The sequence below is a fragment of the Actinokineospora sp. HUAS TT18 genome (assembly GCF_051364635.1).
Classification (GTDB): domain Bacteria; phylum Actinomycetota; class Actinomycetes; order Mycobacteriales; family Pseudonocardiaceae; genus Actinokineospora.
Map to the genome: position 1 here is coordinate 3,315,143 of NZ_CP195645.1, position 19,378 is coordinate 3,334,520.

The window sequence follows — 19,378 nt, forward strand, 5'->3', positions numbered from 1 at the left end:
CTGACACGGGCGGCCCTGCGGGTTAGCGTGCAAACGCAGAGCGGTTGGCTTCATGGCCACCGGTTCCGGCACTTGGGCCGGGAGCGGGACGTGAACAGGAAATCGCACGCGCCTACCTTCCGGCCGGACGCATGAGGTTTCGATGACACGGGTGATGGTCGTTGAGGACGACGAGGATCTGCGGGTCGCAGTGTCCGCCGAGCTGCGGGCCGCGGGCCTCGACGTCGACGCCGCCCCGGACATCGCAGGCGCCGACGCGCAGTTGAACAGCGGCGACCACGCGTGTGTCGTGTTCGACCGGATGCTGCCCGACGGCGACGCGATCGGCTACGTGCACCGGCGCAGGCAGCAGGGCTGGAGCGTGCCCGTGCTGTTCCTCACCGCCCGCGACGCGCTGGCCGACCGGGTCGCCGGGTTCGAGCACGGCGGCGACGACTACCTGGTCAAACCGTTCGCGATGGCCGAACTCGCCGCCAGGGTGATGACGCTGTGCAGGCGTTCCGGGGTGGGCAGGCCGTCGGTGCTGCGCCACGCCGACCTGGAGATGGACTGCGCCCGCCGCGAGGTGCGCCGCGCCGGAGTGCTGCTCACCCTGTCGGTCAAGGAGTTCGCCGTCCTGGAGTACCTGTTGGCCAGGGCCGAGACCGCGGTGCCGCGGGCCGACATCATCGAACACTGCTGGGACGAGGTGACCGACCCCACGTCTAATGTGGTCGACGTGGTGATCAAGCGGGTGCGGCGCAAACTCCGGGAGCCGGAGCTGATCCACACGGTGCGCGGTCGGGGCTACCGGCTCGGCGCGCCGTCGTGAGCGGCTCGGCCGCCGACCGCCTGCGCAAGCTGCGCCGGGTGCTGACGGCGCTGTTCACCGTGATGAACACGGTCGGCCTGGTGGTCTTCGCATGGCTGGTGATCCGCGAGGACGGTGAGCAGGGCATCCAGCGCCTCGACGCGGACCTGAAGCTGGTCACCTCGGCGGTGAGCAGGCAGCTCACCTTCGACAACGGCAACATCGGCACCGACCTGGTCAACCGCGACGAGCTGAACAACAGCTGCCCGCAGTTCGCGATCCTGCCCGGCGGCGCCCGCCAGTTCCGGGGGCACCTCAGCGCCCGCACGTGCGTCGAGATCGACAGCGCCGTCCTCAACGGACTGGCGGCGAGCGCGGTCAGCGCGGGCAAGGTGACCACCGGCTTCCAGCGCGCCGCCGACGGCGGCCTGGTCCGGGTGCGGGTGGAGCCGCTGCTCAACACCGACCGGACCTACATCGGCGCGATCGTCGCCGTCGCCGACATGGCCGAGGTCGACTCCGACCACAGCAGGCTCGTCCTGCTGGTCATCGGCGGCTGCGTCGTGCTCGTCGTCGCGATGGGCCTGGCGGGACACCAGCTTTCCGGCCGCGCGATCCGGCCCGCCGCCGCCGCGTTGCAGCAGCAGGAGGTCCTGCTCGCCGAGACCGCGCACGACCTGCGTACCCCGGTGGCCGCGCTGCGCGCGCTGGCCGAGACCGCGGCCCGCAATCCCCACGAACGAGCCGATTTGCTGCCCCGGACCGTACGCCTGGCGGCCAGGATGGGCGGAATCATCGACGGCCTGCTCATGCGCGCCCGACTCGCGGCGGGCGTCGAGCAGCTGGCCATCCAGCCGGTGTGGCTCGACCAACTGGTGCAGGGCGTGGTCGAGGAGACGCCGACCGAGGGCGCGCAGGTCACGGTCACGGCGGCGCCGACCATGGTGGCCGCCGACCCGACGCTGCTCCAGCGCGCTATCGCCAACCTGGTCGACAACGCCATCCGCTACGGCAGGCAGCCGGGGTCCGAGGCGATCGTGCACATCACCGTCGCGGGCGGCACGGTGACGGTGGCCGACCACGGGCCGGGAATCTCGCCGGAGGTCGCGGAGGAGGCGTTCGACCGGTTCAGCAGCACCGGCGGGTCATCCGGCCTCGGCCTGTCGATCGTGCGCTGGGTGGCCCAGGAACACGGCGGCACGCTGGCGGTCTACAACTCCGACGAGGGCGGCGCGATCTTCGAGCTGACCCTGCCGGTCAGTCAGGGCTGACGCACCCGCATCGTCTGCCACGGCGGCAGCCCGACCCAGTCGCCGGACGTCCGGTAGGCGAGGAAATAGGTGTAGGAGCCGGGTTTGGCGAATTGGCGCTCCAGCACGAACTCGCGCGCCATCGGCCCGACCTCGACATCGGCCAGCGTGGGGAAGTCGTGGGAGACACCTGACTCGTCGCGGACCTGGATGGTCACCTGCGGCAGGACGACGGTCTTGTCGGCGCTGATCGTCGCGCGGACGGTCACGGTCTGGCCCGCCGTCGGCGTCCCCGGCTCGACGGTGATCGGGCCCGCGAGCGTGAGACCCGCGGTGCTGGTGACCGGAATCAGGTCGGGCTCGCTCAACTGGGTCACCGCGAACACCGCGACTCCCAGCGCCAGAGCGGCCGCCACCGCCAAGTGAAGCGGCTTGGGCATCGGTTCTCGCCTTCGACTGGTCGAGGCTTCACCGTACTAGTCCGGATTGATCGCCGAGGCGATGCTCCCAGGGGGTCTGGGAAACAAGTCGGGGTGCTCGGCGATCGCGGCCTCCAACTCGGCCACGGCCCGGGCGTGCCGGGGATCGCCGGTGCGGTCGACGTAGCGGTCCACCTGTTCGGCCAGTGCTTTCAACCGCGCGAGAGCCGCCAGCCGCGCGGGCAGCGACGAGAGGACGCCCGGGTTCGACCGCAGTTCGGCTTCGGCCCGGTCGACCGCGGCCCGCACCTCGTCGGACCGCGAGGTGACGGCGGGCAGCTGTTCGCGGCGCTGGAGCTGGTCGAGCAGGGCGCGGACCCGGCTGATCGCGTACGGCGTCCGCGGCGGGCCGACCGGCCGCTCGGACACCTCGATGAGCAGCTCGGTCAGGAACCGGGCCAGCGCCGCGTGCTCGGCGGTCCTGGTCTCGGCCGCGGCGACCTCCTTGGCCTCGGCCTTGCGGTCCTTCGCCGCCAGCTCCGCCTGCCGCTGCACCCACTTGGCGGGCGACATGACGTGTTCGGCGCCCGCCGCGGCGGCCGTCGCCGCGAGGATCACCGGGGGCAGCCCGAGCACCGCGGTCAGCGTGGCCGCCACCGCCGTCGCCGTGACCCCGACCGCGCTCCCTGCCAGCACGTACTCATCGATGTTCGCGAGCCCGGCTGGGCGCGATCCCAGCTCGGTCTGCGGCGCCAGCGCCGCCGGGAGCGTCGTGGGGATGACCACCTGGGTGGTCCGCCTGGCCAGGCCCACGCGTTGCAGCAGTCTGCGGACCCGGCCCGGCTGGGCGCGTTGTTGGAGGTGGGCTTCCAGCCCGGCGATCACCGCCGCCGCCGTGGCCGCCCGGAGTTCGTCCTCGGCGCGTTGGATCGCCTGCCGGTCGTGCCGGCCGCGCGCCTGGTACTCGACCTGGTCGATCCGGTTGTGCCGACTGGTGATCAGCCCGACGACCGGCCCGCCGATCAACGCGCGGGCGCCGCCGTAGGCGAGGCCCTCCAGGTAGGTGTTGAGGAGCGTGGCCAGTGCGGTCGGGTCGAAGTCGGCGTGCGAGGCCGGGACCAGCCTGCGGAGGACCTGCTGCAGCTGCTCGGCGAACTCCGAGGCCATGAACGGCAGCCTGCCCGCGTCGACCAGCGGGGCGCGGTTCTGGTCCAGCCGGCCGTGGACCGCCTCGACCGCGCTCGCCTCGATGAAACCCCGCGTCAGGTCGAGGAGCCGGGCGCCGGCGTCGACGTTGGTCAACTCGCGTTCGGCCTTGCGACCCGCGAGATACCGGTCGACGAGCGGCACAACGGTCACCGTCGCGCCGAGCGCGGCCCAGAGCACGTAGGCCGCGCCGATCGGCAGCCCAACCGGCGGTGCCAGCAGCGCGGCCACCGTCGCCGCGGCGGCCCCGGCCGGGACTGCCCTGCGGAGCTGGTAGGTCCGCAGCCCCGGGCGGACCGGCGGCCTCGTGCCGTCCGGCCGCGGCTCGGCGGGCAGCTGCGCCGCGTCGGTGGCGAGTCGGGCGAACAGGGGTTGCAGGAGCGTCCGCCGCCGAACCGCGGTCTCGTAGGCGCGCTGGGCGGTGTCGAAGTCCTTGGCCTTGTTCTTGGCCGCGTCCTCTGCGGTGGCGAGGCGGTGGTCGGCGGGTCCCGCGACCACGGCGGTGACCAGGCCGACGGCCGCCACCGCGAGCCCGGTGGCGGGCCCGGTCATCAGCGCGGTCGGGATGGACGCGGCGAGCTGCGGAACGAACGTCGTGGCGAGCCGGGTCGCGGTGTACCACCCGCGCGCGGCCACCCCGGTCGGCTTCGCCCTCGGCGGCGCGGCGTACTTGCGGACGGCGGCCATGACGTCGTCGTCGGGCAGGGCGTCGGTGCGGTAGTCCGCGCCGGGCTGACCGGCGTCGAGGCCCGCGTTCTCGATCAGGGCCTGCATGATCTCGCGCAGCCGCGCCCGCTTGCGCAGCCGCAGGCGGCTGGTCTCGTCGAGCTGGCGGCCGGTGGCGCGGAGCTGCGCGCGGGTGCCCTGGTCGGCGGGGGACATCGTCGGATCGGCGTGCGGATCGGCTGTGGGGCTCAAGAAGTCTTGGTCGACCGTGCTCCCCGCGAGGACTTCCGCGATCGCGGCGATCCGGTAGGCGAGCAGGCCGGGGATCACGTCGGCGTGGGCTTGGCTGGATACGGTGATCTGGGCGCTGTTGGTCGCCGAGTCGATGGTGACGTCGACGAGTCGGCCGCCTTGGAGGGCGCCGGAGCGGACGGATACCCGGAAAGTGCTGCCGTCCTGGCGCGTCACCAGATAGCCGTTGCCTTGCTTGACGATCGACGCCATCCCGGCGTCAGCGGCGACTTGTCGGATGGCGGCGTGCGCCTGCCCGTGGACGGTCGACGGCTCCGGCCTGCGGCGGTCGACGACACCTTCCGGCTCGGCATGGACGGTCGGCGCGGTCGTTGGGGTCTGGGAGCGGCCGTTGTCCTCGGTGATCAGGAGTTCGAACGAGGTGTAGAGGGACATGTCGGCGAAGGTGTTGTTCTGCCCGTCGACGAAGTAGACCTCCCCATCGAGGACAACCGCGTTGAACACGTGCCCCGGCACCGGCTTGCCGTCGACGGTCCGCGTGCCGTGAACGACCGCGCGGGCGCCGTCGCCGAGGTTGCGGAGCTTCAGCACCATGTCGGCTACCGAGTCGGCGGGCTGGAACGTCCGCCCCGGCACCCCGAGCGTCGCCGCGAGCCTGCCCGCCCAGTCCTTCGCCCTGGTTCCCCGCAGCCCGGCCTCGGTCGCGGGCTGCCCACCGAGGTAGCGGTCGGTCGCGGCGGCGGACTCCTGGCAGTTCGTCCGGAACTCGGTCGCCCAGACACTCTCCGGGCTGTGGAACTGCGGGTTGATCGCTTTGAGCTCGGGGAACAGCTTGCCCAGCAACCCCTTGGGCGCGTTGCCCGCGTGGATGCCGCCCGGGCGCAGTTCCTCCGGCTGGAAGAGGGCGCGGGTGTAGGTCTCGGTCCGATGCGCCCACTCCGGGTCGATGCCCTTCTCACCGGTCTTGAGGTCGTAGGTGTGGACGACGATGGGGACGCCGTCCTGCATGAGGTCGAGGGTGATGTCGGGTTCGTTGGACTGCTGGTAGCGGCCGACCCCGAAGTCGGTCAGCAGGTTGTGGAAGTCCTCGTCGAACCGGACCCCGGGCTCGGCGCGGAGCTGGAAGTCCTTGGCGTGGGGTCCGAGGATGGCGAGCCCCTGCGCACTGATCTTGGCGGCGAGGATCTGGTGGATCTTGGTGCCGCGGTCCTGGGCGGTGATCCCGGATTTGCGCAACTGGGCGACTCGTTGGTGGGCGAGGTGTTCTTTGTATTTCAGCTTGTCGAGCTGGTCGGAGTTCGGGTCCGCCTGCTGTCGCGCCAGCGTTGCCTCCGCCGCTTTGGCCACCGCCTCGGCGATCGCGGCAGTCGGGTCCACTTGGGCGTGCTGCTGCTCGAACTCCCTTACGGACTCGTCGATGAGCCGCCGCAGCTCGGGCGCGATGTGGGCGCGGACGGTTTGGGCTTGGAGGACCCGGGGGACGTGGCGGAGGGGAAGGTTCTGCTGGATGTCGGCGGGGAGGAGCCCGGCGGCGACGAGTTCGGCGCGGATGTCGGCCCAGGTGCGGCCGGAGTCGCGCATGTGGGCACGTAGGCGCTCGACGGGGTCGGGGCTTGCGATGGCTGCTGCCAGGGGGTTGGTCGGGGGCGCGGTTTCCGACTGGGCTGTCGGCGCGGCCACGGCACTCGGCGGAGCCGTGCCGATGCCGGTCTGATCACCGCCAGATTCGGCAGCCACCACAGGGCCGACGGCACCAGGCTCCGCCGAGATCGGTTCACCCGCGGCCACGTCACCGGACTCAGTCGGCACCGGCTCACCTGCCGCCATCTCAGCACCGACGGCACCAGGCTCTGTCGACATAGGTTCGCCCGCGGCCACCTCAGGGCCGACCGCACTGGGCTCCGCCGATACCGGCTCGCCCGCGGCCACTTCGGCCGCTTCCTTGCCGCCGGTTTCCCGGTTGGTGGTCCCGGGCCGCTGTGTCGGCGCTCCACTGGCGCCACCCTGCGCCTGGGTGGGTGCCGAGCCGATCATGCCGCCTTGGCCGGTCGCCGTGGCGTTGGTGTGATCGGCGGTGCCGGTTTCCGATGTAGTCGAGCCGGTGCCGGCATCCACCGAAGCGTCTACGCCGCCCGCCGCTCCCGTGCCATTTCCTGTTCCCGAAGCACCCGCACCGGCGCCACTTCCCGCGCCCGAACCGGCGCCACCTTCCGCTCCGGCAGCGTTTTCCGCACCGGGACCGGTTTCCACCCCGGCATCGCTTCCGGACCCAACATCGCTTCCCACACCGGGGCCGGTTCCGGCTCCGCTTGCCGCACCGGTTCCAGCTCCGGATCCGGCATCTCCGCCCGCCGACGCCCCGGCCCCGGTTTCCGCACCGCTACCGCTTCCCGCATCGCCCCTATCCCCTACACCGCTTCCCGCATCGGATCCAGCTCCAGCTCCGGCCCCCGCACCGCTACCTACACCAGGCCCGGCTCCGACCCCATCCCCAACTCCGGCTCCGACTCCCGCTCCGGCTCCGACTCCCGCTCCGGCTCCGGCTCCCGCTCCGGCTGAAACATCGCTGCCCGCCGAAGCCCCAGCGCCAGCACCCGCGCCACTCCCAGCGTCCGCCCCACTCCCAGCACCCGCCCCACTCCCCGCGCCGGCGCCTGCCGAAGCGCCAGCCCCATCCCCCACTGGCGCTGACGCCTCTGGTGGCGGCCCCTCCGGCGGCGGCCCAGCAGGCGAACTCCCCGTACTCCCCCCAGGAGCCGATCCAGCAGGCGAAGGCCCACCCGAAGGCGCCCCCGTCACCAAGTTGTTCAGCTGCGTCCCAGCATGCACCCCACTAGCCCGCATCGACCCCATGGCCCCGGCCGCGAACCCATTGTCCTTAACGGACTGCACATAAGCCCCACCGTCAACCAACCCAGACAAATTCCCCGACATAATGCTATTAGCAGCATGACTAGCAACCGGCGACGTGATCGCATTCGTAGTGAACGAACTAGCCGCCACGTTCGCCGCGTTCGTCGACGGCAAATTGGTGATCTTGTTGACCCCAGGGACCTTCCGCAGCCCCTGTCCCAACGGCTCCCCCAGCGCCCCACCCAACCCAGCGGTCGCCGTCTGCTTGTAGTCGTGCTCCGACCTATACCCCTGCCGAATACTCAACTCCTGCCCAATGTGATCAATAGCGATCTCCTCAAGCGCCTCCTTCGACACCGCCCCCAACAGCTTCGGCAACTTCCCCATCTTGTTGGCCGCCGCCGCGGCGCGAGCGGCAAGAGCGACAAAGCGAGCGATATTCGCCGACATCCGGGCCGCGAACAGAGCCATCCCCGCAGGCCCACCCAAAGCCGACAGCGCGAACAGCGCCACGTTCAAAGCGATCTCAGTCCGGATCTGGTTCTTCGCGTCAGCCAACTGCTGCGCATACGTGTGGCAGAACTTGGCTATCTGCTCCATCGCATCGGCCAAGGCGACCAAACCCTCGCCGGAAGACCCATACGTGCCATGGTTCAACGACTGCACATTGGTGAACATCTGGAACCCGGCCGAGTCCCGCCAAGCGTTCAGCGTCGCCCGCGCCGACCCGTCGGACGACGTGATCGCCGCACGCAGACCCGTAGCCGCGCTGGACCAGGCGTCCCCGAGTGCCTTGGCGTCGGATTCGCTGTCGGGGGGCCAGATGGCGTCCTTGGCGTTGCCGCCGACGTTGACCACCCAGTCCCACAGGTCGCAGAACGGCTCGGTGATGTCCATGTCAGGTGAACCGCGACGTCGCCGCGGCCTCGCCGTCCACATAGGATTGGACGGCCTTGGTGCCGTTGTCGGTCAGCGTCCCGAAGTGCCCCGGCGTCTCCCCGGCGCTCTTGCTGAGCGTCGCGGCGGCCTCTCGGTAGTTCTCCATGAACGCCGTGCCCATCGGGCCTTGGCCGATCTTGCCGGGGCTGCTGATCCGCCCGTTCGCCGCCTGCCACACGGTGGCGAAGTCGGTTCCGGCGGCGCGCAGGACCGCGAGGTGGCGCAGGGCCTCGTCGGTGTCGATGTCGATGAGGCCGTCGCCGTTGCGATCGCGTTGGACCATGTCAGGCGCGTCCCGTCTGCTTGTCCAGCGCGTGCAGGAACGGGTCGAACCCGAGTTCCGCGGTCTCGACCGACGCGTCGGCGGGCAGGAACTCCTCGACCACCGCGAACCCGAGCTTCTTGGCCTCCAGCGCCGCGCGGCGGATGGTGTCGGTGATGTCGTCGGCGAGGGCCTCGGAGTCCGGGTGGCGGTAGATCCGCGGGTCGAGCCACAGCTCGATCAGCTCCCCGCCCGCGCCGACGGTCACGCTGATCAGCCCGTCGGCCGAGTCCGCCGTCGCGCGGATCTCGGTCATCCTGCGCTGGATGTCGCGGACGTCGTCGGCCAGCCGCTCGTACTCCGCGTACATGCCGTCATGCAGTTCCACATCGGCCAGTGTCGGACGGCAAACGCTTGCGCGATCAGCCGTGGCCGCTTGCGGCCACCACCCGCAAGCCACCGGGCAACACCCCGACGATGACGATGATGAGAAGACACCTGGTGCCCGCCGCCGTGGCCGCCGCGGCGCTGGCCTTCCCGCCTGCCGCGGCCGCGGTGCCGCCGCCGGAGGCGTGCCACAGCGCGGACCCGGCCCACCCGCAGGTCCGCGAACTACCGTGGGCACAGCAAGTCCTCGCCCCGCAGTCCGTCTGGTCGCACAGCACCGGCGCGGGCGTCACCGTCGCCGTGGTCGACTCCGGTGTCGACTCCGACCATCCGCAGCTGCGCGGCGGCAAAGTGCTGCCCGGCCGCGACCTGTTCCTCCCCGGCGGCGGCCCCGCGACATTCGACTGCGTCTCGCACGGCACCGGTGTCGCGGGCATCATCGCCGCCGACCCGCTGCCCGGCATCGGGTTCCACGGCATCGCCCCCGGAGCGAAGATCCTTCCGGTGCGGGTCAGCGACCGCGAGGTCGGCGACAACGGCGCCTCCACCCGGGTCGACCCGCGCGTGCTCGCCGACGGCATCCGCTTCGCCGCCGACCAGGGCGCGAAGGTGATCAACGTGTCGATCGCGGGCTACGAGGACTTCCCCGCGATCCGCGACGCCGTCGCCCACGCCGTGGCCACCGACGCGCTCGTCGTCGCCGCGGTCGGCAACGGCCAGCCCGACGAGACGACCGTGCTCCCCTCCTTCCCCGCGGCCTACGACGGCGTCCTCGGCGTCGGCGCGGTCGACGTGGACGGCGCCCGCCTCATCCGGTCGCAGATCGGCAAGTACGTCGACATCGCCGCCCCCGGCGCGACCGTCCTGGCCACCACCCGGATCGACGGGCACAGCACCCGCGACGGCACGAGCTTCGCCACCCCGTTCGTCGCGGCGACCGCGGCGCTCGTGCGGTCGGCGTGGCCCACCCTGACCGCGCCCCAGGTCGCCCAGCGCCTGATGGCGACCGCGAGTCCCGCGCGCGGCGGCAAAGGCAGTCCGGCTTACGGCGCGGGCCTGGTCAACCCGTATCGCGCGGTCATGGACGGCTTGACCCCGCTGTCACCCGCCCCGCTCGCCCCGGCGGTGATCCCACCGGTCGATCAGGCCGAGGTGGACGCCGTGGCGGAGCGAAACCATGTCGGCGCCTTGGCGAAGACGATGACCTGGGTGGTTGTCGGCGGCGTGGCCGTCGCCGTCCTGGTCGCCGTGATCCGACCGCGCGGACGCGGGCGCGGATGGCGCGCGGGCTGCGCGAAGCCGGTGCCTGCCGAGCCGGAGGTCATCGAGCCGCCTGAGCAGATCTTCCTGATCAGCCAAGACTGACTGTGTGCTCGTAGCCGTAGTGCGCGGCGAACTCGGCGAGCTGGTCGTCGTACGACCGCGACGGCAGCAGCATCCACGCCCGTCCGAGGGCCTTCACCACGACGATCGGCCCGCCCCCGGGCGCGGGCACGGCGTCCGGGTCGTCCGCGACCACCCACCGGAACACCCACGCCCACCCGATGTCGGTGGCCGCGGGCACCAGCGCCAACGGTTCGTCGGAGTCCATCCCGGCCAGCAATCCGTCCGCGATCACCCGCGCCGACGCGATGTCCACGGCATTCTCCTTCCGAACGAAAGATGCCCCGGCGCAGCGCACCGGGGCACCTGACAGCGTCGACCTTAGAGCAGCGAGCCGATGCGGGACTTGGCCTGCGCGAGGGTGGCCTCGTAGATCGCCCGCGCGTCGGTGACGGCCTTGCCCTGGGCGGCGACGGTCTGGTCGAACTCGTCGAAGAACTTCTTCGCCGCGGCCTCGGTCGCCTCCAGGACGCCACCGGCGGCGTCGGTGAAGTACGACCCGGCCGCGTCCTGGGAGAAGGTGAACTGGCTCTGTGCGATGTCGGCGTTCTGGCCCGCGGTCGCCCCGGTCTTCGAGGCCGACGCGTCCAGAGCGCCGAAGTTCGCGCTGACTTCAGGCATGCGCTTCCTTCCTTAGGTGTTGATCTGCGAGCCGAGGCCGTAGTTGGTGCCGCTCACCACGTGCGTGCCGTCGGAGTCGGCGGTCTCGTAGGAGTTGGCGGCCGTGGTCAGGTTGTCGCCCGCGGCGGCGCGCATGTTGGCGAGGTACGCCGCGCGGTCAAGGCGGTCGGCCTCGACGCCGGTGAACGCGGCGTAGGCCCCGCCCTTCCACACGCCCGCCAGCCCCTGGTTGTGGTTGCCGAGTGCGGTGTTGTTGGACTGGAAGTCCTCAGCCCTGGCTCGGGTGCCGTTGGCCAGGACGTGCATGTCCTCGGTATTGCCGTGGAGAAAAGCTCCGTCCACTGAGCACTCCCCTTCGCTCGTGCCCGTGCGCCACGGGCACGGGTCCACAGCCAAGCTAGGGTCGGCGGCCCCGCCTGGGGCGCGCACGGCACGTTCCTGCCACCGGCCGTGCCCGAGGCCCCGGGTGACGAACCATCCAGGGTGTGGCGACAGTCGTAGTGAAGAGGCCCACCCGCAGGCCCGAGCCGGAGATGCCCTCCGGCGAGCTGGTGCTGCAGCCGCCGCCGCAGATCCCGCCGCCGCCCGCGCGGCAGTGGACGCAGGCGCTGATGGCGCTGCCCATGGTGGCGATGATGGCGGCGATGATGCTGATGTTCTCCGGCTCGCAGTCGGGGAGCCTGCGGTTCGTCGTCTACGCCCTGTTCGGCGTCGGCATGCTCGGCATGATCGCCATGGGGTTCATCCAGGGCGGCGGCCCGAGCAAGCGGGAGATGGGCCACGCGCGGCGCAAGTACCTGCGGCACCTGGCCGAGAACCGGCTGCGGCTGCGCCGGTCGGTGCGCAGGCAGCGCACCGCCATGGAGTACCTGCACCCCGACCCGGCGATGCTGTGGTCGCTGGTGGGCAGTCCGCGGCTCTGGGAGCGGCGCAAGGAGGACCAGGACTTCGGCGTCGCCCGGATCGGCCGCGGCAGGCAGAGCCCGGCGATGACGCTGGTCGCGCCGGACACGCTGCCGCTGGAGGAGCTGGAACCGCTGTCCGCGCTGGCGCTGCGCCGGTTCCTCACCGCGCACAGCACCGTCGACCGGCTGCCCATCGCGATCCCGGTCAACGGGTTCAGCCGGATCTTCCTGCGCGGCGACCGCGCCGCCACGACCGCGATGCTGCGCGCCACGCTCGCCCAGCTCGTCACCCTGCACTCGCCCGACGACCTGCGGGTCGCGATCTGCGCAGGCCAGCAGAACAGGGCAGACTGGGAATGGGTCAAGTGGCTGCCGCACGCGCTGCACCCCGAGCGCACCGACGCGCTCGGCCCGCTGCGCCTTGTCGCGCCGACCATCCCCGCGCTGGAGGCCATGCTCGACGACGAGCTGACCAAGCGCCCCCGGTTCGACCCGGACGTCGACACCCGCGGCACCGGCCCGCACGTCGTCGTCGTGCTCGACGGCGGCTCGGTCGCCGGGTCCGACCACCTGATGACCGGCGGCGGCGTCGAAGGTGTGACGATCATCGACCTCACCACGCCCCCGCCGCGCGCGCTCGACCGGACCGCCGTGGTCCTCGACGTCGACGCCGACGGCGAGCTGTCCGTGGAGACCATGGACGGCGACGCCCCACTCGGCCAGGCCGACGCGCTGGGCATCGTGGCCGCCGAGGGGCTCGCCCGGCAGCTCGCGCCGCTGCGGCTGACCGCGGGCCCGGGCGGCACCGCGCCGCTGAGCGCCGAACTGGGCCTGGCCGACCTGCTCGACCTCGGCGACCCCTACGAGTTCGACCCGCAGGAGACCTGGGTGCCGCGGCCGAACCGGGACCGGCTGCGGGTCAAGTTCGGCGTCGAGGCCGACGGCGTGCCGATCGAGCTGGACCTGAAGGAGTCCGCGCAGGACGGCATGGGCCCGCACGGCCTGCTGATCGGCGCGACCGGCTCCGGCAAGTCCGAGCTGCTGCGGACCCTGGTCCTCGCCCTGGCGATCACGCACCCGCCGAACTCGCTCAACTTCGCCTTGGTCGACTTCAAGGGCGGGGCGACCTTCACCCGGCTCGACGCGCTCCCGCACACCAGCGCGGTGATCACCAACCTCGCCGACGAGCTGCACCTGGTCGACCGGATGACCGACGCGATCAACGGCGAGCTGATCCGCAGGCAGGAGCTGCTGCGCGCGGCGGGCAACTTCTCGTCCCTGCGCGACTACGAGAAGGCCCGCGCGGCGGGCGCGCCGCTGCCCGAGGTGCCGACGCTGCTGGTGATCTGCGACGAGTTCAGCGAGCTGCTCACCGCCAAGCCCGACTTCATCGACATGTTCGTCCAGATCGGACGCGTCGGGCGGTCGCTCGGCGTGCACCTGCTGCTGGCCAGCCAGCGGCTCGAAGAGGGCAGGCTGCGCGGCCTGGAGACGCACCTGTCGTACCGGATCGGCCTGCGGACGTTCTCCGACATGGAAAGCCGCGCGGTGCTGGGCGTGACCGACGCGTTCAAGCTGCCGCGCGCGCCCGGGCACGGGTTCCTCAAGGTCGGCACCGACCCGATGAGCCGGTTCCGCTCGGCCTACGTCTCCGGCGTCCACCAGCGCGTCCACGGCATCGACCCGACCGCCCACTCCGGCGACCGGCTCGCGCTGCAGGAGTACACGACGGCTTATGTGGCGGCCGAGGTCGGCCTCGACGAGGAGCCCGTGGCGGAGGAGCCGGAGTCGACCGTGGGCGAGACGCTGCTCGACATCCTGGTCGACCGGCTCGAAGGCCAGGGCGTGCCCGCGCACCAGGTGTGGCTGCCGCCGTTGGCCGAGTCGCCGACCCTCGACGGCCTGCTGCCCGACCTGGCCCACCACCCCGAGCGCGGCCTGACGGCGACGACCGCACCGCTGCGGCCGGTGATCGGGATCGTGGACCGGCCGTTCGAGCAGCGCCGCGACCCGCTGGTGCTGGACCTGGCGGGAGCGGCCGGGCACGTGCTGATCCTCGGCTCGCCGCAGACCGGCAAGAGCACGGCGGTCCGCACGATCATCACCAGCCTCGCGCTCACCCACACCCCGCGCGAAGTCCAGTTCTACTGCCTCGACTTCGGCGGCGGCACCCTCGCCGCCCTCGCGGGCCTGCCGCACGTCGGCGGTGTGTCCAGCAGGCTCGACACCGGCGCGGTGCGGCGGACGGTCGCCGAGGTCAGTTCCCTGCTGGCGCAGCGCGAGCGGCTGTTCGCCGAGCACCAGATCGACGGCGTCGTCACCTACCGCAAGCTGCGCGCCGAGGGCCGCTTCGCCGACACCCCGTTCGGCGACGTGTTCCTGGTGATCGACGGCTGGCAGACGCTGCGCAGCGACTTCGAGGACCTGGAGGAACTCGTCGCCGACATCGCCGCGCGCGGCCTGTCCTACGGCGTCCACGTCGTCGCGACCTGCACCCGCTCGTTCGACCTGCGGATGAACGTGCGCGACCTGTTCGCCAGCAAGCTCGAACTGAAGATCGGCGACCCGATCGACTCGATCATCGACCGGCGCGCCGCCGTCAGCGTGCCCGCCGACGCGCCCGGCCGGGGCATCTCGATGACCGGCCACCAGACGCTGATCGCGCTGCCCCGCATCGACGGCAAGGACACCGCCGCCGACCTCGCCGCGGGCACCGCGGAGCTGGTCGCGGCGGTCAGCACCGGCTGGCAGGGCCCGCCCGCGCCGTCGGTTCGGCTGCTGCCCGGTCTGCTCCCGTACGCCGAGCTCCCGGAGTCCGACGAGCGGACCGGCCCGGACGCCGGGTTCGCCGTCGGCATCCACGAGCGGGACCTCACGCCGATGCGGCTCGACTTCGCCGCCGACCCGCACTTCTTCCTGCTGGCCGACACCCAGTCCGGCAAGACGGCGTTCCTGCGCGTGCTCGCCAAGCGGATCATGGCGGGCTACCAGCCGGGCGAGGCCAAGATCATGCTGGTCGACCACCGGCGCGGCCTGCTCGGCGAGATCGCCCCCGAGTACCTGCTCGGCTACGGCACCAACGACTCGCACAGCTCTGGCCTGCTCGCCGAGGTCGCCGAGGCGCTGACCAACCGCCTGCCCGGCCCGGACGTCACCGCCGACCAGCTGCGCACCCGCAGCTGGTGGCGCGGGCCGGAGATCTTCGTGCTGGTCGACGACTACGACATGGTCGCCACCCACGGCACGCACCCGCTCATGCCGCTGCTCCCGCTGATCGCCCAGGGCCAGGACATCGGCCTGCACGTGGTGCTGGCCCGCCGTTCGGGCGGCGCCGGTCGCGGCCTGTTCGAGCCGGTCCTGGCGCGGCTGCGCGAGGTCGGCACCCCGGGGCTGATGATGTCCGGCGACCGCGACGAGGGCCCGCTGCTGGGCGGCATGCGCGCCCAGGTCCTGCCGCCGGGGCGCGGCTGGCTGGTCGACCGGCGCGGCCACAAGGGGCTCGTGCAGCTGGCCTGGCTGCCGCCGACGGAGTGATGGCCGGAAGCTGTCGCGGGCCGTTTCCCGGTGCCCTGCGGTGCTTCGCTTGGAGTGAACCGGAATCGTTGGAGGGGGACATGGGCGGCCACATCAACGGCGAGACCACGGCGATGGAGAACTTCGCGCAGCTGGGCATCCCGGAGCTCGGCGGCGACCTGACCAGGGCCGCGCCAGAGGCCTGCCCGAGCCCGTACGGGGTGAGCATGGAGAAGTGCCCGCCGTTGATCGCGGCGGACAAGATGAGCACGGAGCGGCTGCAGCGCTTCCTCACGCACATGACCCAGGGCCTGACCGCGTACTCGGCCGTCGCCCTGGAGTGCTCGCGGATCTACGCGGACGGAGACGACAAGGCGACGCGGGGACTCGAGGTCATCCGCAGGCCGCCGGGCGGCCTGCCCGAGATCGCGCCCGAACTGCGGCCGGGCGGGCGCTGACATGGCCTCCTACGCCACCGAGCACGTCAAGACCCTCTACGCCAAGATGATCGCCGAGCGCGACCATGTCTTCAACCACCTGTGGTCCGCGGCGGCGATGTGGACGACGGCGCTCACCCTGATCACCAACACCCACCAGGAACTCAACACCCGCAAGGGCATCCTCGCCGAGACCTGGCGCGACGCGGCGGGTACCGCGTTCATCGCCGACATCGACCGAAGCCTGGCGGCATTGAAGACGTGGATGGACAACATAGGCAGGAACACGCCTGCCACCACCATCCGCGCCCTCTTCGACAGCATGATGCTGGGCTTCGAGACTGTCGAGAGCGAATATCTCGCTTGGTTCCAGGCCGACCAACAGGGCAATGTGGATGAGGCGAACCGCCGGATGCACTCGCGTGCGGCCGCGACCGCCATGGACTTCATCGACTACCTCTACGGGGTCGCTGCCTCGAAGATGAACGAGTCGCTCGGCAACGACTGGCCTGGGCTTCGCGCGTCCACCGCACGACCCGGCGGCCCCGCGGGAGTCACGCCCGCGTCGGCGAGCCCCGGCACGCCGTCGACCCCGGACCCGGCGACCGCGCTCCCCGGCACCGAGACGCCCGACCCGGCGACCACGAACCCGCAGCCGACCAACACCGACGAGACCGATCCGGTGTCGACCGCGCTGCAGAAGGTGCCCGAGGTGCTGAGCCAGCTCAGTCAACTGGCCCAGTCGGGGCAGCAGTTGCTCAGTGGCCTCGGGTCGAGTGCGGTGCCGGACCCGATGACCGGCCTCGACCCGAAGCACTTCGACCCCGTCGAGGTCGCCGACTACGCGGCCTACGAACCCATTGGTGGCCCGACCTTGTCCGGCGTGTCACCGGCGTCCGGGCTTGGCGGCGGAGGGCTGGGCGGTGGAGGGCTTCCCGGCGGCCTGCCGGGCGGCGGACTCGGCGTCCCCGTGACGGCCCTGCCGTCAGCGGCGGGTGCCCTGGCCCAGTCTGCGGGCGGCCTGCTCGCCTCGGGCTCCGCCGCGACCTCGGCGGGCGCGGGCGGCATGCCGCCGATGATGCCGCCGCAGGCAGGCGCCCACGGCGGTGCGAGAGGCGGCGGGATCAAACCGGGTGCCGCCGAGCACCCCGCCGCCCGCCCGCGCGACCGCAAGGCGGCCGGGACGCCCGGCGTTCCCGCCGCCCTGCGCGGCCGCTCCGGCGCAGGCAAGCCCGCACGGCCACGAGCGGCGTCCGAGGTCCCCCGCCTGCGCCCGGACGTCCAGCCACTCGACGACGAGCTTTGGCTCACCGACGAAAACCCCCGCCCGCTGAGGAGTCGTCCATGACCGGAACCGAGATCAACGGCAAAACCGCCGCGATGGCCGCGTTCAGCACGCACCTGACCGCGCCCGCGATCCCGCCATCCCTGGCCCGCCTCGGCCTGCCGCCGAACATCGCGGGTCTGTTCGAGGGCATCGCGATGTCCATCTTGGACAAGGCGGCCACCGCGGAGATCGCCGCCTACCTGGCCAAGGTCACCGAGGAGATGCTGACCTACAGCCAGAAGGTCCACGCGACCGCCGCGTCGTACACGGCCGCCGACGTGGAGAGCGCGGCCAAGCTGGTCACGTCCACCCTCGGCTTCGCCCAGGAGGCCGTCGGCCTCGCGCAGCAGGCCCGGGGCCTGCTCACGCAGTCGGCCCCGCAGCCGACCACCCCGTCCACCGACGAGTCCGCCACCGCGGACCCCGCCGTCTAGGAGTCAGCCCGTGATCCCCTATGGCGCCATCCCGATCGAAGCCCACCTGGCGATGATCTCGGCGGAACAGGCCAACGTCCCCGTCCTCGCCGACGCGGCCCGCATGTGGACCGAGGTCCGCGCGTGGATCGAACAGGCCAGGCTGGAGCTGCACACCCGCGCCTACGAGCTGCTGCCCCAGTGGCCGGACGAGGCCGGGCGCGAATTCGAGGGCAAGGTCGAACGCACGCTCGCCGAGCTCCAGATGTGGGGCCAGCGAATCGACGCCTCCCAGGTCATCGAGACCCTGACCACCCTGTCCACCGCGATCCCCCCGGTGTTCCAGGCCGTGACGGGCCTCTACCAGGGATACATGGCTGCCCTGTCGAACCCGTTCACCGCGCCCGCGGCCCCCGGGTTCCAACAGGCCGCGGGCGCCGCCATGACCGCCCTGGGCGCCCACTTCGACGGCGCGATGCTGAAGGTGTGCACCGCCGCGGGCATCCAGTCGCCCGCGGACGTCATCCCCGACTTCAACGCCGAGGACGCCGCGACGGCGTTGGACACCGCGAAGGACGCGCTGTCGAGCCTGTCGAGCCTCACGTCGGCCATGGGCACCGGGGCGGACATGCTCACGGGCGGTGGCCCGTCACTGGCGGGCCTGACCCCCGTAGCCCCCACGACGGGCGCCGAACTGAGCGGCGTCAACAACTTGACCGGCCTGGGTGGCGCAGGCGGAGGCGGTGGGATTGGCGCGGTCGGCAGCCGTTGGCCGGTTGCCACTGGCCTGACCGCGGCCCGCCCAACCCCCGCTGTCGGCGCGCGCCCCACTGTGGCAGGTGGTACCCCGTTGGCCCGGTCGGCGGGCACGGCGGCGTCCAGGGCCGGAACCGGCTCCCCCATGATGCCCCCGATGGCGGGCGGCGCGGGTGCCGCGGGCAGGCCGAAGCAGGCGAACGACGACCGGTCCCGCAACCGAGCCCGCAAGGCGAAGCCGCAGCCCACCCCGCACGGCGTCCCCGCCAACCTGCGCGGCCGCTCCGGAAAGTCCGATCCCACCCTGAACCGCCGCCAGTCCCAGGACGAGGACCCTTCGTCCATCGACCTGCTGGACGAGCAGTGGCGCCTGGACGCGGCCACGTCGACCGCCTGGTCCACTATGGACGAGCAAGCGCACCGAGCGCGCTGACCCAGACCAACGGAAGCCGTGTGCGCTTGTGGCGCACACGGCTTCTTCCATGTCAGCGCACCAGTTCGTCGGCCAGCAGGTCCATCAGGAGGCCATCGTGCCAAGTCCCGTCTGAACCACGCTCGTACTGCCGCAGGACGCCGACCGGCCGGAACCCGACTTTGGCGCAGCAGCGGATCATCGCGGCGTTGTCGGCCGCGGGGTCGATGACCAGACGGTGAAAGCCGTGGGTGTCGATGAGGTGGCGGGCCAGGGTCCGCAGGGCGTCGGTGCCCAGCCCCATGCTGTGCACGGCGGGATCCAAGAACATGTCGATGCCCGCGTGCCGGTAGTCCGGATCCTCCTCGGCATGCCACTGGATCATGCCGACGACTCGCTGCTGGTGGTCGATGGTCAGGAACCGGGTGTCAGGGTCCGCCAGATCGGCCGCGATGTCCGCGGCGAGGTCGTCTCCCCCGTTCCACCGCGCCCGCACCTCAGGGGTGGCGCGGATGGCGGCCAACGCCTGGATGTCGTCCTGGACCGTGGGCCGGAGGACGACAGAGGCACCACGCAGCAAGGTCATG

General features: G+C 71.8%; 17 protein-coding genes. 8 read left to right on the forward strand and 9 right to left on the reverse strand.

What is annotated here, in order from left to right; genetic code table 11:
* Positions 1-142 precede the first annotated feature (142 nt).
* Together ACSHT8_RS14815 and ACSHT8_RS14820 are read left to right on the forward strand one after the other, a co-directional pair.
* On the forward strand, positions 143-811 hold the full coding sequence (locus tag ACSHT8_RS14815) for a response regulator transcription factor (protein WP_436501591.1): 669 nt from the start codon (positions 143-145) through the stop codon (positions 809-811).
* Positions 808-2,061: a sensor histidine kinase gene (locus ACSHT8_RS14820; protein WP_436501593.1), complete on the forward strand. Its 1,254-nt coding sequence runs from the start codon at positions 808-810 to the stop codon at positions 2,059-2,061. Before ACSHT8_RS14815 ends, ACSHT8_RS14820 begins: the two co-directional genes overlap by 4 nt.
* Here ACSHT8_RS14820 and ACSHT8_RS14825 read toward each other — a convergent pair.
* The 5 genes from ACSHT8_RS14825 to ACSHT8_RS14845 all read right to left on the reverse strand — a co-directional run bounded on the left by ACSHT8_RS14825 (position 2,052) and on the right by ACSHT8_RS14845 (position 9,025).
* Positions 2,052-2,480, reverse strand: a complete 429-nt coding sequence (locus ACSHT8_RS14825; protein ID WP_436501594.1) for a hypothetical protein — start codon at positions 2,478-2,480, stop codon at positions 2,052-2,054. The two genes, ACSHT8_RS14820 and ACSHT8_RS14825, sit on opposite strands and share 10 nt — an antisense overlap.
* A 36-nt stretch (positions 2,481-2,516) precedes the next feature.
* Positions 2,517-6,698, reverse strand: a complete 4,182-nt coding sequence (locus ACSHT8_RS14830; protein ID WP_436501596.1) for a toxin glutamine deamidase domain-containing protein — start codon at positions 6,696-6,698, stop codon at positions 2,517-2,519.
* A gap of 347 nt (positions 6,699-7,045) precedes the next feature.
* Entirely contained in the window at positions 7,046-7,213 is a 168-nt protein-coding gene (locus ACSHT8_RS14835; protein ID WP_436501598.1) for a hypothetical protein, read from the reverse strand.
* Positions 7,214-8,334: 1,121 nt separating this feature from the next.
* Positions 8,335-8,658 (reverse strand): hypothetical protein, encoded by a 324-nt coding sequence (locus ACSHT8_RS14840; protein ID WP_436501600.1) that lies wholly within the window; start codon positions 8,656-8,658, stop codon positions 8,335-8,337.
* A gap of 1 nt (position 8,659) precedes the next feature.
* Positions 8,660-9,025, reverse strand: coding sequence for a YbaB/EbfC family nucleoid-associated protein (locus ACSHT8_RS14845; protein WP_436501602.1), 366 nt, complete (start codon positions 9,023-9,025; stop codon positions 8,660-8,662).
* A 98-nt stretch (positions 9,026-9,123) separates the two neighbouring features.
* Between ACSHT8_RS14845 and mycP the strand changes: the two genes are divergently transcribed.
* Positions 9,124-10,389 (forward strand): type VII secretion-associated serine protease mycosin, encoded by a 1,266-nt coding sequence (gene mycP / locus ACSHT8_RS14850; RefSeq protein WP_436501603.1) that lies wholly within the window; start codon positions 9,124-9,126, stop codon positions 10,387-10,389.
* On the opposite strand, the gene ACSHT8_RS14855 is transcribed toward mycP, so the two are convergent.
* The 3 genes from ACSHT8_RS14855 to ACSHT8_RS14865 form a co-directional block, all read right to left on the reverse strand.
* Positions 10,376-10,663 (reverse strand): hypothetical protein, encoded by a 288-nt coding sequence (locus ACSHT8_RS14855; protein ID WP_436501605.1) that lies wholly within the window; start codon positions 10,661-10,663, stop codon positions 10,376-10,378. The two genes, mycP and ACSHT8_RS14855, sit on opposite strands and share 14 nt — an antisense overlap.
* 65 nt (positions 10,664-10,728) lie before the next feature.
* Positions 10,729-11,028, reverse strand: coding sequence for a hypothetical protein (locus ACSHT8_RS14860; protein ID WP_436501607.1), 300 nt, complete (start codon positions 11,026-11,028; stop codon positions 10,729-10,731).
* Between the two features lie 12 nt (positions 11,029-11,040).
* Positions 11,041-11,370, reverse strand: a complete 330-nt coding sequence (locus tag ACSHT8_RS14865) for a WXG100 family type VII secretion target (RefSeq protein WP_436501608.1) — start codon at positions 11,368-11,370, stop codon at positions 11,041-11,043.
* A gap of 143 nt (positions 11,371-11,513) precedes the next feature.
* Between ACSHT8_RS14865 and eccCa the strand changes: the two genes are divergently transcribed.
* From eccCa to ACSHT8_RS14890, 5 genes are all read left to right on the forward strand, one after another.
* Entirely contained in the window at positions 11,514-15,467 is a 3,954-nt protein-coding gene (gene eccCa, locus ACSHT8_RS14870; RefSeq protein WP_436501610.1) for a type VII secretion protein EccCa, read from the forward strand.
* 80 nt (positions 15,468-15,547) lie between these two features.
* Positions 15,548-15,904: a hypothetical protein gene (locus ACSHT8_RS14875; protein ID WP_436501612.1), complete on the forward strand. Its 357-nt coding sequence runs from the start codon at positions 15,548-15,550 to the stop codon at positions 15,902-15,904.
* Between the two features lies 1 nt (position 15,905).
* Positions 15,906-17,231: a hypothetical protein gene (locus ACSHT8_RS14880; protein WP_436501614.1), complete on the forward strand. Its 1,326-nt coding sequence runs from the start codon at positions 15,906-15,908 to the stop codon at positions 17,229-17,231.
* On the forward strand, positions 17,228-17,644 hold the full coding sequence (locus ACSHT8_RS14885; RefSeq protein ID WP_436501616.1) for a hypothetical protein: 417 nt from the start codon (positions 17,228-17,230) through the stop codon (positions 17,642-17,644). Before ACSHT8_RS14880 ends, ACSHT8_RS14885 begins: the two co-directional genes overlap by 4 nt.
* 10 nt (positions 17,645-17,654) lie before the next feature.
* Entirely contained in the window at positions 17,655-18,812 is a 1,158-nt protein-coding gene (locus ACSHT8_RS14890; RefSeq protein WP_436501618.1) for a hypothetical protein, read from the forward strand.
* Between the two features lie 52 nt (positions 18,813-18,864).
* On the opposite strand, the gene ACSHT8_RS14895 is transcribed toward ACSHT8_RS14890, so the two are convergent.
* A complete protein-coding gene (locus tag ACSHT8_RS14895; protein ID WP_436501620.1) occupies positions 18,865-19,377 on the reverse strand; it encodes a GNAT family N-acetyltransferase in 513 nt (170 codons plus the stop codon).
* Position 19,378: the final 1 nt, after the last annotated feature.

Coding starts and splice junctions, on each gene's coding strand:
- ACSHT8_RS14815 (WP_436501591.1), top strand. CDS start 143: ATGACACGGGTGATGGTCGTTGAGGACGACGAGGATCTGCGGGTCGCA.
- ACSHT8_RS14825 (WP_436501594.1), bottom strand. CDS start 2,480: ATGCCCAAGCCGCTTCACTTGGCGGTGGCGGCCGCTCTGGCGCTGGGA.
- ACSHT8_RS14840 (WP_436501600.1), bottom strand. CDS start 8,658: ATGGTCCAACGCGATCGCAACGGCGACGGCCTCATCGACATCGACACC.
- mycP (WP_436501603.1), top strand. CDS start 9,124: ATGAGAAGACACCTGGTGCCCGCCGCCGTGGCCGCCGCGGCGCTGGCC.
- ACSHT8_RS14860 (WP_436501607.1), bottom strand. CDS start 11,028: ATGCCTGAAGTCAGCGCGAACTTCGGCGCTCTGGACGCGTCGGCCTCG.
- ACSHT8_RS14875 (WP_436501612.1), top strand. CDS start 15,548: ATGGGCGGCCACATCAACGGCGAGACCACGGCGATGGAGAACTTCGCG.
- ACSHT8_RS14880 (WP_436501614.1), top strand. CDS start 15,906: ATGGCCTCCTACGCCACCGAGCACGTCAAGACCCTCTACGCCAAGATG.
- ACSHT8_RS14885 (WP_436501616.1), top strand. CDS start 17,228: ATGACCGGAACCGAGATCAACGGCAAAACCGCCGCGATGGCCGCGTTC.
- ACSHT8_RS14895 (WP_436501620.1), bottom strand. CDS start 19,377: ATGACCTTGCTGCGTGGTGCCTCTGTCGTCCTCCGGCCCACGGTCCAG.